General features: G+C 48.6%; 16 protein-coding genes. 12 read left to right on the forward strand and 4 right to left on the reverse strand.

The features are described from left to right. Nucleotides 1–35: 35 nt before the first annotated feature. Nucleotides 36–887, reverse strand: a complete 852-nt coding sequence (locus tag Q0757_RS10150; protein WP_298786890.1) for a YihY/virulence factor BrkB family protein — start codon at nucleotides 885–887, stop codon at nucleotides 36–38. 171 nt (nucleotides 888–1,058) lie between these two features. Here Q0757_RS10150 and Q0757_RS10155 point away from each other — a divergent pair, with 171 nt between their 5' ends. Further along, the gene (locus Q0757_RS10155; RefSeq protein WP_298786892.1) at nucleotides 1,059–1,331 is read left to right on the forward strand and encodes a DUF3219 family protein; all 273 of its coding nucleotides are present in this window, start codon (nucleotides 1,059–1,061) and stop codon (nucleotides 1,329–1,331) included. 22 nt (nucleotides 1,332–1,353) lie between these two features. On the opposite strand, the gene Q0757_RS10160 is transcribed toward Q0757_RS10155, so the two are convergent. Further along, a complete protein-coding gene (locus Q0757_RS10160; RefSeq protein ID WP_298786894.1) occupies nucleotides 1,354–2,262 on the reverse strand; it encodes a sulfotransferase in 909 nt (302 codons plus the stop codon). A 126-nt stretch (nucleotides 2,263–2,388) separates the two neighbouring features. Then, a complete protein-coding gene (locus Q0757_RS10165) occupies nucleotides 2,389–2,955 on the reverse strand; it encodes a TIGR00730 family Rossman fold protein (protein WP_298786896.1) in 567 nt (188 codons plus the stop codon). 122 nt (nucleotides 2,956–3,077) lie between these two features. Between Q0757_RS10165 and Q0757_RS10170 the strand changes: the two genes are divergently transcribed. From Q0757_RS10170 to Q0757_RS10180, 3 genes are all read left to right on the forward strand, one after another. Then, the gene (locus tag Q0757_RS10170; protein WP_298786898.1) at nucleotides 3,078–4,511 is read left to right on the forward strand and encodes an aminotransferase class I/II-fold pyridoxal phosphate-dependent enzyme; all 1,434 of its coding nucleotides are present in this window, start codon (nucleotides 3,078–3,080) and stop codon (nucleotides 4,509–4,511) included. 6 nt (nucleotides 4,512–4,517) lie between these two features. Next, on the forward strand, nucleotides 4,518–5,165 hold the full coding sequence (gene tmk, locus Q0757_RS10175) for a dTMP kinase (RefSeq protein ID WP_298786900.1): 648 nt from the start codon (nucleotides 4,518–4,520) through the stop codon (nucleotides 5,163–5,165). Between the two features lie 88 nt (nucleotides 5,166–5,253). Continuing rightward, nucleotides 5,254–5,679, forward strand: coding sequence for a DUF948 domain-containing protein (locus Q0757_RS10180; protein ID WP_091615078.1), 426 nt, complete (start codon nucleotides 5,254–5,256; stop codon nucleotides 5,677–5,679). 38 nt (nucleotides 5,680–5,717) lie between these two features. On the opposite strand, the gene Q0757_RS10185 is transcribed toward Q0757_RS10180, so the two are convergent. Next, nucleotides 5,718–7,052 (reverse strand): hypothetical protein, encoded by a 1,335-nt coding sequence (locus Q0757_RS10185; RefSeq protein ID WP_298786903.1) that lies wholly within the window; start codon nucleotides 7,050–7,052, stop codon nucleotides 5,718–5,720. 265 nt (nucleotides 7,053–7,317) lie between these two features. Here Q0757_RS10185 and Q0757_RS10190 point away from each other — a divergent pair, with 265 nt between their 5' ends. The 8 genes from Q0757_RS10190 to Q0757_RS10225 all read left to right on the forward strand — a co-directional run bounded on the left by Q0757_RS10190 (nucleotide 7,318) and on the right by Q0757_RS10225 (nucleotide 15,075). Continuing rightward, nucleotides 7,318–7,647 carry a cyclic-di-AMP receptor gene (locus tag Q0757_RS10190; RefSeq protein WP_091615072.1) on the forward strand — a complete coding sequence of 110 codons (330 nt, stop codon included), beginning with the start codon at nucleotides 7,318–7,320 and terminating at the stop codon, nucleotides 7,645–7,647. A 16-nt stretch (nucleotides 7,648–7,663) separates the two neighbouring features. Then, nucleotides 7,664–8,653 carry a DNA polymerase III subunit delta' gene (holB, locus tag Q0757_RS10195; RefSeq protein ID WP_298786908.1) on the forward strand — a complete coding sequence of 330 codons (990 nt, stop codon included), beginning with the start codon at nucleotides 7,664–7,666 and terminating at the stop codon, nucleotides 8,651–8,653. A 2-nt stretch (nucleotides 8,654–8,655) separates the two neighbouring features. Beyond that, nucleotides 8,656–9,471 (forward strand): stage 0 sporulation family protein, encoded by an 816-nt coding sequence (locus Q0757_RS10200; RefSeq protein WP_298786910.1) that lies wholly within the window; start codon nucleotides 8,656–8,658, stop codon nucleotides 9,469–9,471. Between the two features lie 32 nt (nucleotides 9,472–9,503). Next, the gene (gene yabA, locus Q0757_RS10205; protein ID WP_298786911.1) at nucleotides 9,504–9,872 is read left to right on the forward strand and encodes a DNA replication initiation control protein YabA; all 369 of its coding nucleotides are present in this window, start codon (nucleotides 9,504–9,506) and stop codon (nucleotides 9,870–9,872) included. A gap of 96 nt (nucleotides 9,873–9,968) precedes the next feature. Next, complete coding sequence (locus Q0757_RS10210; protein WP_298786913.1) at nucleotides 9,969–10,445, forward strand: N-acetyltransferase; 477 nt, start codon at nucleotides 9,969–9,971, stop codon at nucleotides 10,443–10,445. A 74-nt stretch (nucleotides 10,446–10,519) separates the two neighbouring features. Further along, nucleotides 10,520–11,401: an aldo/keto reductase gene (locus Q0757_RS10215; RefSeq protein ID WP_298786914.1), complete on the forward strand. Its 882-nt coding sequence runs from the start codon at nucleotides 10,520–10,522 to the stop codon at nucleotides 11,399–11,401. Between the two features lie 126 nt (nucleotides 11,402–11,527). Next, entirely contained in the window at nucleotides 11,528–13,246 is a 1,719-nt protein-coding gene (locus Q0757_RS10220) for an ABC transporter ATP-binding protein (RefSeq protein WP_298786916.1), read from the forward strand. Next, a complete protein-coding gene (locus Q0757_RS10225; protein WP_298786918.1) occupies nucleotides 13,243–15,075 on the forward strand; it encodes an ABC transporter ATP-binding protein in 1,833 nt (610 codons plus the stop codon). Before Q0757_RS10220 ends, Q0757_RS10225 begins: the two co-directional genes overlap by 4 nt. The last annotated feature ends 6 nt before the right edge of the window (nucleotides 15,076–15,081 follow it).

The raw sequence follows: 15,081 nt of genomic DNA on the forward strand, positions 1-15,081 counted from the left end.
TGCAGAAAAAACGGATGGCCCTGAGGCAGACCGGCTTACGTTTCTTCCGTGGAGGCGGGGGTAGTGGAGGACTTTCCGCGTCGGCGGTGATAAATAACGTTCAGTTCAGCACCGATCATTAAAATCATGCCGGTCAGGAAAAACCAAAGCATCAGAATAATAATACCGCCAAGGCTTCCGTAGGTGGCAGAATAGTTGCCGAAGTTGCTGACATAAAAGGAAAAAGCGAGAGATATCAGCTGCCAAAGCACCGCGGCTGTGACAGCGCCGGGCAGAATTTCCTTCCACTTTAGTGTTTTATTCGGTGCAAAACGATAAAGCACGAGAAGAACAGCAGACATTATGGTGAGGGCGACGACCCACCGGAGAATTTGAAACAGCAGCTCGGTCTGCGGCGGGAGGCTGACGACAGAGTTGATAAAATCAATGATAAGGTTTCCGAATATGGGAAGAATAAGAGCGGCAGCAAGTGCAATAATCATGCCGAGCGTCAGCGCAATGGAAATGCCCCGGACTTTAATAAAGGAGCGCGTTTCTTCGATGTCGTATGCAGTGTTGGAGGCGTTAATGAAGGCGTTGATCCCATTGGAAGCCGACCATAACGCACCGATCAGGCCGATAGTGAATAGCCCGCCCCGCGGTGTTTCAACGATGCTTAGAATATTTTCCTCGAGCACTGAAGTCATGCCGCTAGGGGCGGTGTTCTGCACAAGCGTGACAACAGCCTGGGAATCAATATTCAGAAAGGGAAGAATGGTAAGTATTAAAATCATCATTGGAAAAATGGAAAGCAGGTAATAGTAGGATTGGGCGGCAGCAAGTAACGGGACATCGTCCTTTTTAAATTCGCCCATGAGTTCTTTGGCATAGGATTTGATGGTATTCATATGTTATACCCCTCTCTTTACAGCTTGGCGATACGTACTTATACAAAGCCTTTCCTTACCGTACCACCAGGAGGACAAGCTTAAACTGCCGGGGGAGGGGGCTGATCATAATTATTGTAACAAAAGGTTTTATAGGGCAGAATAAAGCGGAGAGCAAAAGGGGGAAAAAGAATGATTTATATTAACAGCCGGGCGTTTCAGGAAGAGACAATACTAAGAAACGAGCAGACGGAAGAAGGAAAGTGGATCGTCGAATTTACGTTTCAGGTTACGCATGAGGAGTATCATGATGTGACGGTATTATTGTACGAAAATGACTTTAATGTGCAGGTGGGAGAATCGGACCCCTTTCAGGCTGAGATTCTGCAGTATTCCACAGATACGGTGAATCTTTATGAACCGGGGAGCACGAGCCGCTATACGCTGGCGTTGATTGAAAAATAACCGAAGAGCCGCGGCTCTTCGGTTAGCTTTTGGAATAATCTTTAATATGGTAGGCTTCGGCAAGCTTTTCATTATCCTTCTGATATTTCAGCTGCAGTACCTTTTGAAGATTCACAGGAAGCGAATACCTTTTATAATGAAGGGCAAAGCTTTTGTTATTCTGAAGCAGGCGCCGCGGAGATACAGTGCCGATCTTTGGGATATCGACGACGGGCAGTTTACCGTTTGGATTCAGCGGGGTTTTAACAAAATAGTTCAACTTACGGGCGATTACCGCCTGCATGACTCCGTAGCTGCGGTTCAGCTTTGAGCGGTTGTATTTTGGCACACGGTCGATGCCCATATACTGAAGCAGCTGCAGAATCTGGCCGTATTCATCATTGCGAAAGTTTTCGTACTGCAGCAGGTAATAGTTATCCGGCCCGAAAAGCTCTTCTATTTTTTGAAGGTAGCGGTAATAGTGGTAATGGTCCAGAATACCGTGGTCCTCCCAGTCCTTAAACAAAGCTTTGGCGCTCTTGTATCCGCCCTGATGGAGATATTGAACGTAGAGGGAGGTCAGCAGGTCAATCTGATCCCGCACCCCGACAATAATATGGGTGTCATATGTATCTGCTGGAAATGTGCGGCGGAGGTCCTCAAGTACCCTTAGATTGTTTTTGGATTTCTTTTGGGAAAACGGGCTGCCGGAAAGGCCTTCATAAGAGATAAGCACCGGCTTATCCGTCTCCATGAAAGCTTCGATATTCGTACGGATGGTATGAATGTTTTCATCGCTCAGCCGTTTCAGCCGTAAGTCGTACAGCTCCTGATTAATTCGTTTTTTCCGTATGTATTTGATTTCCTGTTTTAGCTTGGGATATACATTCTGCTGTAAAAACGTAGTCGCTGTCTTATGAAAACCAATATGTATAAACACTTTTTTTCGCATAGGTTCCTCCGCATAGTTTGTTTAATTATTATTATCATCATAACGAAAAATAAGAAGCTCCGCAAAGCGTTTATCCGGCTGAAGTAATAATGAATAAAAAAGAGCACAGGCACAACTTTATGCCTGTTACTCGTATGACTTCTTTTCGAGCTCCGGATGTTCGCTGAGCTGCTGAAGAAGCTCTTTCGGAGAGTCGGAAACAATAATTTTATCGCGGTGGTCGGCAGGGAGAAACTGCTCCTGCTCCATATGATTGAAAAATTGAAGCAGGTGGTCATAATAATGGTGAACGTTTAAAAGTGCGCACGGTTTTTGGTGCACACTGATCTGGGCCCATGTAAACATTTCAAAAAACTCTTCAAGGGTCCCGGGGCCGCCTGGCAGCGCTATGAATCCATCGGCCAGTTCGGCCATTTTGGCTTTTCGTTCATGCATCGTAGATACTTTATAAAGCTTACTCAGGGAAGGATGGGCAATCTCCCGTTCCACGAGTTTATCCGGTATAACGCCTATAACTTCGCCGCCGGCTTCTAGCGCAGCATCTGCGAGGCGGCCCATCGTTCCTACATTGGATCCGCCGTAGACCAGTGTGCGACCAGAGGAGGCTATCTCTTTGCCAAGAGCTGCTGCTGAATCTTTATATATGGGATCGCTTCCAAGGCGGGAGCCGCAAAATACAGCAATGCTTTTCATCAGGCATCTCTCCTTTAATATCTCAATCATTCAATAGTATAGCACGAGTGAAAAAAGAGAAAGAACAGCCAAATTTTTCATGTTAAGATAAATAAGACAGTTGAAAAGGGGGCGTGAATGACATGGGTTCCCAGCAGGATCAGCCTATTGTCCGCATGGTGCAGCAGCATATAACCGGCCGGCCGGTATCCCTTCACGTGCCCGGTCATAAAAACGGCACCGTTTTTCCGGCGTCGCTAACGGAATGGGAAAAAATACTTCCTTACGACCTGACAGAAATCGCCGGCCTCGACGATCTTCATGAGCCTGAAGAAGGGATTGCGGAAGCCGAACATTTAGCGGCAGAGGTGTTTGGGGCCGCGAAAACGTGGTTCTTAATTAACGGCTCTACAGCGGGAAACCTTGCGATGGTGATGGCCGCCTTTTCTCCGGGAGATCAGGTGCTTGTGCAGCGTGACGCTCACAAGTCAGTGATGAATGCGGTAAAGCTCGCCGGAGCCCGAGCCGTGTTTGCACGGCCTGAAATAGACGAAACGACGCAGCTTTCAATCGGCATTTCCCGGGAAATACTGGCAGATGCGTGGGCCCGTTATCCGTCATTAAAAGGGGTAATCATCACCTCTCCGTCGTATGAAGGGTGGAGCAGCGATATTTCCTCCCTTGCAGAGTTCGTGCACGGACATAATGGGGTACTGCTTGTGGATGAAGCCCATGGAGCCCACTTTGCCGCAAGTCCACAGCTTCCAAAAGAGGCTCTCGCCCAGGGGGCAGACGTGGTCGTCCAGTCCGCGCATAAAATGCTGCCGGCTCTCACGATGAGTGCATATCTGCATGCGTCCGGCTCCCGGGTTTCCCGTGAACGCCTCTCCTATTATTTGCGGATGCTGCAGTCGAGCAGCCCTTCATATCTGCTGCTCGCTTCGCTCGATGCGGCCCGTCATTATGTACATACAATACAGCATAAGGGATGGTGCGCCGAACAGCTTTCTGTTCAAAAGCAGGAGCTTGAAGCAGTCATCGGCAGCAGACTGATACAGCCGCCGGAGCATGTAGCCGCCGATCCGTTAAAATGGTTGGTACCGGTGCCAGAAGGATATACAGGATGGGAGGTGCAGGAGGCCCTCGAACAGGAAGACATCTATTCAGAGCTTGCCGGCAGCAGCTATGTACTCTGGGCGCTGCCCCTGACCAACGGACGTATCGACATCCCCTTAAAGGCAGTCAGGAGAGTATGGGCAGGGCTTGAGCTCCGGGACGTTAAAAGGGCCCCTTCCTTCTCCATGTCTGAATTATTTCCCCGGCTCTCCGAAGGGGCCTGGGAGGAAGAGCCTGGCGGCGAAGAATGGATCCTGCTTGAAAGTGCAGAAGGAAGAAATGCAGCAGCGCCGCTGGTGCCCTATCCCCCGGGGATTCCTCTCTGGCTTGAAGGAGAATATGTGGATGTCGAAAGAATTCGCTATGCCCGTGACCTTCTGCAGAATGGGGGACGCCTGCAGGGCGGAAGGAAAGAAGATGACCGCTTTTTCGTAAAAGTGAAACACAGGAAGAAAGGATAGAGCCATATGCATGACACCAGTAAAGGAAGGTTCATTACGTTAGAAGGAGGAGAAGGGTCCGGAAAGTCCACAGTGATTACAGCTCTCGAAAAGTGGCTGCAGGAAGAGGGCTTCAAGGTGTTAAAAACGAGGGAGCCGGGGGGCATCCCGATTGCAGAAAAAATCCGGAGCCTGGTGCTCGAGCCGGAATATGCAGAGATGGATGCACGCACAGAAGCCCTTTTATACGCTGCTGCAAGACGCCAGCATTTGGTGGAACGGGTTTTCCCGGCTCTTGCCGAAGGAGCTGTTGTGCTCTGCGACCGTTTTGTGGACAGCAGCCTAGCCTATCAGGGGGCAGCCAGGGGTCTTGGTATAGATGAAGTGGCAGCCGTAAATGAATTTGCGATTGAAGGCCGCATGCCCGATCTCACGCTGCTGCTTGATGTAGATCCGGAGGAAGGGATAGCAAGAATCCAGCGTGCCGAAGAAAGAGAATGGAACCGCCTGGATAATGAAGCTGCCCGTTTTCATACGAGGGTACATGAAGCGTATATGACACTTGCGGAGAAATATCCGGTACGTATTAAAAAAATCGATGCCAAAAAGCCGCTTGAAGAAGTGATTAAGGACTGCAGGGAAAAGGTACAGGCCTACCTGGATGTAAAAAGTTGAGGAAAAATACAAATTCAGTACATACAATAAAATAAAAAAGGGAAAAGGCAATTAGGAAAATATCGCAAAGAAGGAAGGAGCCGGACAGATGATTGCTATTTTATACGTAAGTATCGCTATCATTGTGTTGGCGCTTATCTGGTTAGTTATCGGTGTTGTTCAGGCTGTTAAAGCAGCATCCTCCCAGATGAAAACCATCAATGAAACAATGGAGCGGATTCAAAAGAAAACAGACGGCTTGATTAATGAGTCGGAAACATTGACCCAGCGCCTGGAGGTTATTAACGATTCCGTCAACCGGGACATGGAGGCGATCCAGGAGCTTACAAATACGCTGAAGGGTTCCAAAGAAGCCGTAGGAAAATATCATATAGCGACACGTGCAGTGGCTACAGAAACGCTTCATGAGAATCAAAAGCGTACGAAGGAAAATGAACAGGTGGCCCAAATACGTGACATCGGTGACACGGTGGTCGACCTGTACGCTAAATGGAAAAACCGTAAACAAGCATAGAAAAAAGCAGTCAGGGGAGCGGATCCCTGCTGCTTTTTTTACTGGGAGGAAGCTTTATATTCGCGAATATAAAGCCGGTAGGATTGGATGCCAGCGAATAGAAATAAAATCCCCGTACATATAAAGAGCGGCGCGACAAGTCCGGAGCAGATGGCAGCGATCCATGGGTAGGACGCCTCTCCAAAATGGCAGAAGCCCCATAGCCCCAGGGCAACAGTAGTGCTTACCGCCCCGACCAGAAACGGGCGGTATTTTTTATACGCAGCAATAATAAACCAGCCGCCAAACAAAGTGTAGAAAAAACCAATCACATATACGTTGACTGCTTTTTGGGCTGCCCCGAGCCCGGCAGAGAGTAGCGAATCTCCGGCTTGATCCATATTAACGGGAACCACTTCATCGGCCCCGGATGCGCTGTTCACAATACGCAGTTCATACTCCGCAGGCTCCTCCGGCCAGTTTTTCTGGTGCATGTAGGCAATATCATCTGACTGATGAAAAAAAGAAGGAGAAGCAACATTGTTTTCATGGCTGGTTAATCTTTTGGCCTGCATTTCTTTTAGGTCATATAAAAATAAATCGTACTGGTAGTTTTGCTCCTGGCTCGAAGCAACGTTAGTTGTATAGGCATAGCGGCTTTCTGACGGTGAGGCTGTCGGATTGTAAAGCCCCCCGGGGAGGTTGTTCGCGAATTCGATATGCTCCTCATATACTTTGCTATTCAGCGTCTTCATTCCCACGTGCATTTCATCATCGGGGCCTTCCGTGTAAGTATACAGAAGTATATTGCCCGTAGCGTCCGGAGAGATGTTTCCCATTAAATACTTGCTTTCACGAGTGATTTTTTTGTAAGCGCCTCCGCCGGCAGGCATGGAGTAGATGCTAAATCCTGCCTCTGTACTCCGGTCGGCAGATTTCCAGGCGTCCGCAGGCATGCCTAAAAAGTAAATGAGCTGGCCATCCGGGGAGTAGGCAGCATCGCGCACGTGGAGTTCACTGCCAGTTAAACGTTCATGCTGGCTGCTTTTTGTCTCTGCTGTATAAAGAGAGCGAACCGAATCATTTTGCTCCGATAAAAATAGAATGCTCTCCGGCGACTGCGGATGGAAGGAAGGAGAGAATTGCGGCTGATTCAGATCAGTAAGCGGCTCAGGATTTTTGCCATCAGCAGTTGAGGTATATATTTTTTCCTGGCCGTTCGTGATATATGTGAACGCTAATTTATCATCAGAAGGAGCGACAGACACGCTGCTTCCCATTCCGTCAAAGGACCGGTAAGGGTCTTCTGCCTTGGAATAACCGATAGCTGTAGAACTTATTAATAAAACGGCAGTAATAAGAACGGCCCGGAGCAGCCAGCGGGGAAAGCGCATGAGTCCAACTTCCTTTCTTCTTTAATCTGATGGTTCGGTAATGCCATAAATAGGAAACTGTTACTTGAAGTATTCCATATTTTGCTGTTGGCATCAATTCCAGTGTGTTTATTCCTAAATATTGATCAAAAAGTCTTAGGCTTAAGGATTGGAATCATTATTCAAAAAATGGCTGTTTCGTTGGCGTGCTTCACTTTTTGCTGCATATACAGTAAAATAAAAGTAATAAATAATGTGGATTTGGATGAAATAGGAGGTACGGAGCATGAAGCTGCTAGTGGCTGTGGTGCAGGATAAAGATAGTAACCGATTGTCTAATGCGCTGGTGGAAGCAAATTTTCAGGCAACCAGGCTCGCGAGTACGGGAGGATTTTTGAAAGCCGGAAGCACTACGTTTTTAATCGGTGTCGAAGACGAGCAGGTGGATGAAGTCAAAAAAGTCATCCAGGAAAACTGCAAAACCCGGGAACAGCTCGTCGCTCCTGTTTCGCCTATGGGCGGAAATGCAGATTCCTACGTTCCCTACCCTGTGGAAGTGCAGGTCGGCGGGGCGACCGTTTTTCAATTAAACGTGGAAGAGTTTGAAAAATATTAAAGACGGAGAGATTAACATGAGTTGGGAAGCCATGCAGGAAGAACAGCCTACAGTCATGTCGCTGTTGGAAAGAAGCATGAATAAAGACCGCGTGGCCCATGCTTATATATTTGAGGGAAAAGCGGGTGCCGGCAAGCGTGAAACAGCGCTTCTAATGGCACAGCGCTTTTTTTGCATAGAAAAAATCGGTCCGGCGCCGTGCGGGGACTGCCGGGAATGCCGCAGAATTACGCACGGCAACCATTCGGAAGTAATGTTTTTACAGCCGGAAGGCGCTTCAATCAAAAAAGCACAGGTGGAAATGCTTCAAAAAGAATTTACCTACAAAGGAATGGAAGCCCGTTTAAAAATTTATATTATTGAAGACGCTGACCGTATGACGGCCAGTGCGGCCAACAGTCTGCTGAAGTTTCTCGAAGAACCGGAAAGCCCGACACTGGCCATTTTATTAACAGAGAATGCGCATTTCCTCCTGGACACTATTCAGTCCCGTGCCCAAAAGATTTCGTTCTCTCCCCCTTCCATTGAACGGCGCCGCCGTCTGTTCCAGGAAAGGGAGGGCACAGGGGAAATTGCAGCCGGCCTGCTTGCAAAGCTTCCTCATGTGCCGGAGCGTGAAAGCGAGGCAGCACTGGCTGAGTGGATTGTACAGGGTCGAAATCTAGTGATACAATTAACAGAAGAGGTGCATCAGCGCCTTCACAGTGCATTATTGACACTACAGGATAAATGGCTTGGACATTTTTCAGATAGAGAAGAACTGGACATCGGCTTAGATATGCTGCTTTTTTGGTATCGCGACCTTCTGTCGATCACATACGGTTCGGATGACATCACATACTTCGATCAAAAAGCGACGTTGGAACGAGTAGCCCTTCGTTTTTCAGAAATGGAGGTCGTTGCCCGACTGCAGGCAATTTTAGAAGCAAAGCGCCGGCTCCGGGCCAACGCGAATGCGCAGCTTCTGATGGAACAGCTGCTGATCCAGTTACAGGAGGGATCATGACATTGCATGATGTAGTAGGCGTCCGGTTTAAAAAGGCGGGAAAGATTTATTACTTTTCCCCAAACGGCCATGACGCGCAGGTAGAAAACTGGGTCATAGTAGAAACGGCCAGAGGAATTGAGTACGGAAAAGTAGTGCTTGAAAATAAGCAGGTCAGCGGCGATGATGTCGTATTGCCGCTTAAAAAGGTGATGAGGCTTGCCGATGAGGATGATCATGCCGCTGTAAAAGAAAACAAACAGCTTGAGCAGGAAGCCTACGATCTCGGCTGTGAAAAAATTTCGACACATCAGTTGGATATGAATCTGGTGAACGTGGAATATACCTTTGACCGGAATAAGATTTTGTTTTATTTCACGGCAGAAGGCCGGGTGGATTTCCGCCAATTGGTGAAGGATTTAGCTTCCCAGTTTCGTACGAGGATTGAACTCCGGCAGATTGGTGTCCGGGATGAAGCCAAAATGCTCGGCGGGATTGGTCCGTGTGGAAGAATGCTTTGCTGTTCGACGTTTCTCGGGGATTTTGAGCCGGTTTCCATTAAAATGGCAAAGGATCAGAATCTTTCCTTAAATCCGGCAAAGATTTCCGGCCTGTGCGGCAGGCTTATGTGCTGTTTGAAATATGAAAATGATCATTATGAAACAGCCAAGCGTGAAATGCCGGACGTTGGCGAGCATATTAATACCCCGGAAGGCAAAGGAAAAGTGGCCGGTATCAATATTTTAGAACGTCTCGTACAGGTGAACTACGCAGAAGAAGAGAGAGTATTGGAATTTTCGCTGGACGAGCTGCTTGATGAAGGCTTCATCGCAGGATAACAGTTAAACGGACGGAGAAGGTGGGAGTGCGAGTGGATAAAAAAGAAATCTTCTCCCAGGTGATTCATATGGAAGAGCGGATCGGAAGGCTCCATGATGAACTGGGAGAGCTCAAAGAACAGCTGGCGATGCTGATTGAAGAGAACCAGGCACTCGTACTTGAAAATCAGCATCTGCGTCAGCGGGTGGAAGACAGCGGTGAGGGAATACAGGAAAAGGAATTAGCCGGAGGCGCTTCTCAGCCTGGGCCGAGCCGCATTCAGACGAGCAGCATGGGGGAGGGCTATGACAATCTTGCCCGCCTGTACCATGAAGGCTTCCACATTTGTAATATGCATTACGGCAGCCTGCGGACGGATGGGGACTGCTTATTCTGCCTCTCCTTTTTAAATCAAAAATAAAAAAATCCATCTGGAACCGCCTGTCTGTAAAGACAAGCGGTTTCGTTTATATCTTCAGGACACACAGCGAGCTTTTTCAGCGAGGAGGGCATGCAGATGATCAGGCTGGTACAAGAGGAGGACTACGAAGCGGTGCGACGGGTGGCTGAGCTCACCTGGGAGCATACGTATAAGAATTTAATACCGGCCCGGACGAGAGAGGCGTTCATTGACGCTGCGTATTCTAAAAAAATGTTTGATGTTAAGCGTGGAGAATCCATATTTTTAGCTGCAGTTACCGAAAGCGTTCTGATAGGCTATATTAACGTACTCCAGCAGGAGGAGGCAGAGCTGGCAGCTCTTTACGTACTCCCTGGGTATCAGCGGTCCGGCTGGGGACAAAAACTGTTCGACGCCGGAATGGGACGCATTTCTGCCGAAAAGAAGACGATGACAGTGTATGTGGAAGAGGGGAATACCCGGGCTGAAGCTTTTTACAGGAAGCAGGGCTTCCGGGAAACGGAGCGCTTCACAGAAATGTTTATGGAAACGCCGTTAAAAACGATAAAAATGAAAAGAAGGCTTTCCGTGTGAAGAAAGGCTTGAACGGTCTTTTACCGAAATGGCCGGTATTACAATAAAAGCAACGCGAAAGGACTGGATCATCAATGGGCGATACTTCAAAAAGCATCAAGGAAAACGTTCAGGCTCGCACAATAACCCTTCGGGACGGCACGGAGCTTCCGTCGCTTGGCCAGGGTACATGGCATATGGGAGACAATGCCGGGCTGAGGGAGCAGGAAATAGAAGCATTACGTACGGGACTTGATTATGGAATGACAGTTATTGATACAGCTGAAATGTACGGCGGTGGTAAGGCAGAGGAACTCGCCGGAGAGGCATTGAAAGGAAGAAGAGAGGAAGCCTTTCTTGTTTCTAAGGTTCTTCCCAATAACGCAGGCGGCGAAAAACTTGAAAAAGCATGTGAAGGGTCGCTCAGCCGTCTCGGCGTAGAACAGCTGGATTTGTATTTACTCCATTGGCGCGGAAGTATTCCTTTCGAAGAAACGGTGAAGGGGATGGAAAAATTAAAAGCAGATGGAAAAATCAAGCGATGGGGCGTTTCCAACCTGGATACCCGGGAGATGAAAGAGCTGCTCTCGCTTGAGCACGGAGATAATGCCGTCTGCAATCAGGTGCTATATCATCTGGCTTCACGGGGAATTGAGTTTGATCTGATGCCGTGGATGAAGGAGCAGCGGATGCCGGTAATGGCATACTGCCCACTGGACCAGGGAGGAGGGCGTACGCTTATAGAAAGCCGTACCCTGCAGAGAATCGCTGAACGACGGAGTATGACTCCGCTGCAGATTGCGCTCGCCTGGACCATTCATTCAGGAATGGTGTTAAGCATTCCGAAAACGTCCAATCCGGAGCATGTGCGGGAGAATGCCGAAGCGGCGAGTGTGACACTGACAAATGAAGAAATCGAAATGCTTGATCAGGCTTTTCCGAAGCCGCAGACAAAACAACCGCTCGACATCGTGTAGCTGCCAGCCGGCCTTTTCGTATGAGAAGGCCGGTTTTTATGCCGGATCGAGAAGAAATAGGCTGCAGGCATGTGCTAAAATATAAATAATTCTTTACGCGGGCAGAAATGTGCAAGGAGTCTTTTGATGAAAACTATTTTACGCTACGCGCGTCCGTATAAAGCAGCAGCAGTGTTGTCTTTTTTTCTGATTTTAATTGAATTATCAGTGGAACTATTCCAGCCGCTTCTTCTTGCAAGGCTGATCGATGACGGCCTGGCAAACAATGATATCGGTCTGGTGGTGGGCCTTGGGCTTGCGATGGCGGGCCTGGCCCTGCTCAGCTTCGGTGTCGGGATTTTGAACTGTTTTTTCGCTGATCATGTCGGGCACAGCACCGGCTTTGATCTGCGCAATGAAATGTATAAGCGTATTCAGGAGTCGAGTCTGGAGAATCTGCAGGATTTCCCGCAGTCCTCGCTGCTCACCAGGCTCACTAACGATATTACCCAGGTACAAAACATGATTGTGATGCTGCTTCGGTTTATGCTGCGTTCGCCGCTTTTACTAATTGGCGCGATTGTCATGGCTTTTGTGGTAAATGTCCGAATGGCGCTCATACTTGTAATCTTCATTCCTTTTTTATTGCTTATACTTGCATGGCTGATGACAAAAGGAATGACTTATTTCGGCAGCCTGCAAAAACGTATTGATGCGGTAAACAGAGTAATGAAGGAAAACCTTGGCGGGCTAAGGCTTGTACGGGTTTTTGGCCGTGAGCAGCATGAAATTAAACGTTTTTTTGTACAGAATGAAGCTTTACAGGCTAGCGCTCTTAAAGCTTTTCGTTATACAGCTCTTACTTCGCCCATCCTGCTGTTTTTAATGAATGCAGCGATTGTGCTCATGCTTTGGATTGGGGGATCTGCCGTGCAGAACAACGAGGCCCAGGTAGGTGAGGTGGTAGCGGTAGTTAACTATGCTACAAGAATGACTGGCGCGCTTGGGGTTGTCGGTATGCTGATTACGCTGCTTGCACGGGCCAGAACTTCCGCCTCGCGGATTGAAGAGGTGCTCGAAGGCACCGAAAAAGAAAATTCCGGGCAGGAGGAAGTAAAAGAAGAAGGAAGTATAAATGTTGAATTTGAGAATGTGACTTTTGCTTATAGTGACAGCCGGGTTCCGGCTCTGAATAATGTGACGTTCCACGTGAAACACGGCGAGCAGATGGCGGTTCTCGGGGCGACCGGGGCCGGTAAATCCTCTTTGTTCCAGTTAATGCTTCGTTTATACGAACCGGTCAGTGGCCGTCTTTTTATTGATAATTCGGACATCAGGGACCTCGACATTGCTTCGTTAAGAACGCAGATTGGCTATGTACCCCAGGAGGCGAAATTATTTTCAGGGACGATCCGGGAAAATATTCAGTGGGGGCTTGAGGAAGCCGGAGCTGAGGAAATAAGCAAGGCGGTGAAAGCGTCTCAGCTTGAGGAAACGATCCGGGCTCTCCCCGAGCAGGAGCAGACGATGATCGGCCAGAATGGTGTAAACCTCTCGGGTGGCCAGAAGCAGCGGGTGACTATTGCCCGGGCGCTGCTGCGGAACCCGGGGCTGCTGCTCCTGGATGACAGCACCAGTGCGCTGGATGCGGAAACGGAGGCTGAATTCCTGGAGGCCCTTGAAGCGTACCCATGCACCTCTATTTTAGTGACTCAAAAGCTTTCCACGGCGCTAAAGGCGGATAAAATGCTGCTTCTCGAGCACGGGGAAGTCATCGGGTTCGGCACTCATGAAGAGCTGTATAATGAGTCTGCATTCTACAGGCAGCTGTATCAATCACAGTACGGGAAGGAGGCGGCGACATGAAAAAGCGTTGGATTACCTCGCCGTTTCAATATAAACACCCGGACATTGACCCCTCACAGGCAGACGGCCGCCCGGACGCCGAGCGGATACAGAACTGGAAACGCACCACAGCCCGGCTCTGGTCTTACCTGGCCGTTCAGAAATGGCGGCTGACAGCTGTTTTTGTCTGCGTTCTTTTTACTGCTGCCTTTATGCTCTCGGGACCGCTGCTTCTCGGCCATATTGTGGACCAGTATTTAGTGCCGCAGCAGCTCGAAGGGCTTGGAACGATACTTTTGCTGTTGTTTGCTGTATACGTTGGGTGGGGTGTCATGAGCACCATCCAGACGTACATGATGATTTCTCTTGCCCAGCAGGCCGTTTTTAAGCTTCGTTACCACCTTTTTTCCCATCTGCAGACACTGCCGCTTTCGTTTTTTGACAAACGGCAGCATGGATCCATTATGAGCAGAATGACGAACGATATGGATAACATATCAACTACTTTAAACACGTCAGTCGTACAGATCATGACCAGCCTGTTAACGTTTACCGGAATTCTCGTTATCATGCTGGTGATCAGCCCGCTTCTCACCTTTTTTACGCTTTTGTTTCTGCCGGTCATGTTTTTTGGTCTGCGCTGGATTACGAGGCGCACAAGACTGTTGTTTCAAAAGCAGCAGCAGGCGGTTGGGGCAGTGAACGGGTATGCCGAAGAAACGATTTCCGGACAGTCGATCGTGAAGGTGTTTTCTAAAGAGCCGCGTGTCATGAAAAACTTTGAACAGGAAAGCGACACCCTCCGTCATGCCGGATTTTGGGCTCAGACATATTCTGGCTTTATCCCGAAATGGATGAATTTTTTAAACAACATTAATTTCGCGGTCACTGCAGGAGCCGGAGGCATTTTGGCATATTATGGTGTCGGTGCGGTTACCATTGGGACAATCGTGATTTTTGTGGAATATTCCCGTCAGTTTACCCGGCCGCTGAGTGACCTGGCGAACCAGTTTAATGCTCTTTTCGCGGCGCTTGCCGGGGCAGAGAGAATTTTTTCCTTTCTGGACGAAAAAGCAGAGGACCACCGGGAGAAAGAAGGAACAGCACACACTGTTTCGGGGGAAGTGGAGTTTCAGGATGTATCGTTTGGCTATGAAAATGAAAAGGTGCTTCGCGGCATTGATTTTCATGTAAATGCCGGCGAAACAGCTGCTTTTATAGGACCCACCGGTTCGGGAAAAACCACCGTTATGAATTTAATCATCGGCTTTTATACGGCGGAAGCCGGCGAGGTCTACGTGGATCACACCCCTCTTTCCGAATGGAATATTAAGCACCTTCGGCAGCAGATGAGCGTAGTTCTGCAGGATGATTTTCTGTTTGAAAAAACTGTAATGGAAAACATACGCTATGGTAATCTGGATGCTTCGGATGAAGAAGTGATAGAAGCGGCGAAGGCAGCCAATGCCCATGCATTTATCGAACGGCTGCCGGAAGGGTACCAGACGATGCTTGGAAAGGAAGGAAGCGGCTTCAGTCATGGGCAGCGGCAGCTGCTTTCTATCGCTAAGGCAGTTTTGTCCGACCCAAAAATTCTGATTCTTGATGAAGCAACTTCAAGCGTGGATACAGTAACAGAAATGAGAATACAGGAGGCGCTGGGGCGTTTAATGAAAGGGCGTACTTCCTTTGTAGTAGCTCACCGTTTAAATACTATTGAAAAAGCAGATATCATCTATGTAATGGACAATGGAGAAATTGCAGAACAGGGAACGCACAGTGAGCTTCTTCGACAGCAGGGACGGTATGCAGCTTTTCAGCAGGCCAATCAGCAGAAGGTGGATATATGAAAAAAA

This window comes from uncultured Marinococcus sp., from assembly GCF_947493875.1.
Classification (GTDB): domain Bacteria; phylum Bacillota; class Bacilli; order Bacillales; family Marinococcaceae; genus Marinococcus.

Coding starts and splice junctions, on each gene's coding strand:
- Q0757_RS10150 (WP_298786890.1), bottom strand. CDS start 887: ATGAATACCATCAAATCCTATGCCAAAGAACTCATGGGCGAATTTAAA.
- Q0757_RS10155 (WP_298786892.1), top strand. CDS start 1,059: ATGATTTATATTAACAGCCGGGCGTTTCAGGAAGAGACAATACTAAGA.
- Q0757_RS10160 (WP_298786894.1), bottom strand. CDS start 2,262: ATGCGAAAAAAAGTGTTTATACATATTGGTTTTCATAAGACAGCGACT.
- Q0757_RS10165 (WP_298786896.1), bottom strand. CDS start 2,955: ATGAAAAGCATTGCTGTATTTTGCGGCTCCCGCCTTGGAAGCGATCCC.
- Q0757_RS10170 (WP_298786898.1), top strand. CDS start 3,078: ATGGGTTCCCAGCAGGATCAGCCTATTGTCCGCATGGTGCAGCAGCAT.
- tmk (WP_298786900.1), top strand. CDS start 4,518: ATGCATGACACCAGTAAAGGAAGGTTCATTACGTTAGAAGGAGGAGAA.
- Q0757_RS10180 (WP_091615078.1), top strand. CDS start 5,254: ATGATTGCTATTTTATACGTAAGTATCGCTATCATTGTGTTGGCGCTT.
- Q0757_RS10185 (WP_298786903.1), bottom strand. CDS start 7,052: ATGCGCTTTCCCCGCTGGCTGCTCCGGGCCGTTCTTATTACTGCCGTT.
- Q0757_RS10190 (WP_091615072.1), top strand. CDS start 7,318: ATGAAGCTGCTAGTGGCTGTGGTGCAGGATAAAGATAGTAACCGATTG.
- holB (WP_298786908.1), top strand. CDS start 7,664: ATGAGTTGGGAAGCCATGCAGGAAGAACAGCCTACAGTCATGTCGCTG.
- Q0757_RS10210 (WP_298786913.1), top strand. CDS start 9,969: ATGATCAGGCTGGTACAAGAGGAGGACTACGAAGCGGTGCGACGGGTG.
- Q0757_RS10215 (WP_298786914.1), top strand. CDS start 10,520: ATGGGCGATACTTCAAAAAGCATCAAGGAAAACGTTCAGGCTCGCACA.
- Q0757_RS10220 (WP_298786916.1), top strand. CDS start 11,528: ATGAAAACTATTTTACGCTACGCGCGTCCGTATAAAGCAGCAGCAGTG.
- Q0757_RS10225 (WP_298786918.1), top strand. CDS start 13,243: ATGAAAAAGCGTTGGATTACCTCGCCGTTTCAATATAAACACCCGGAC.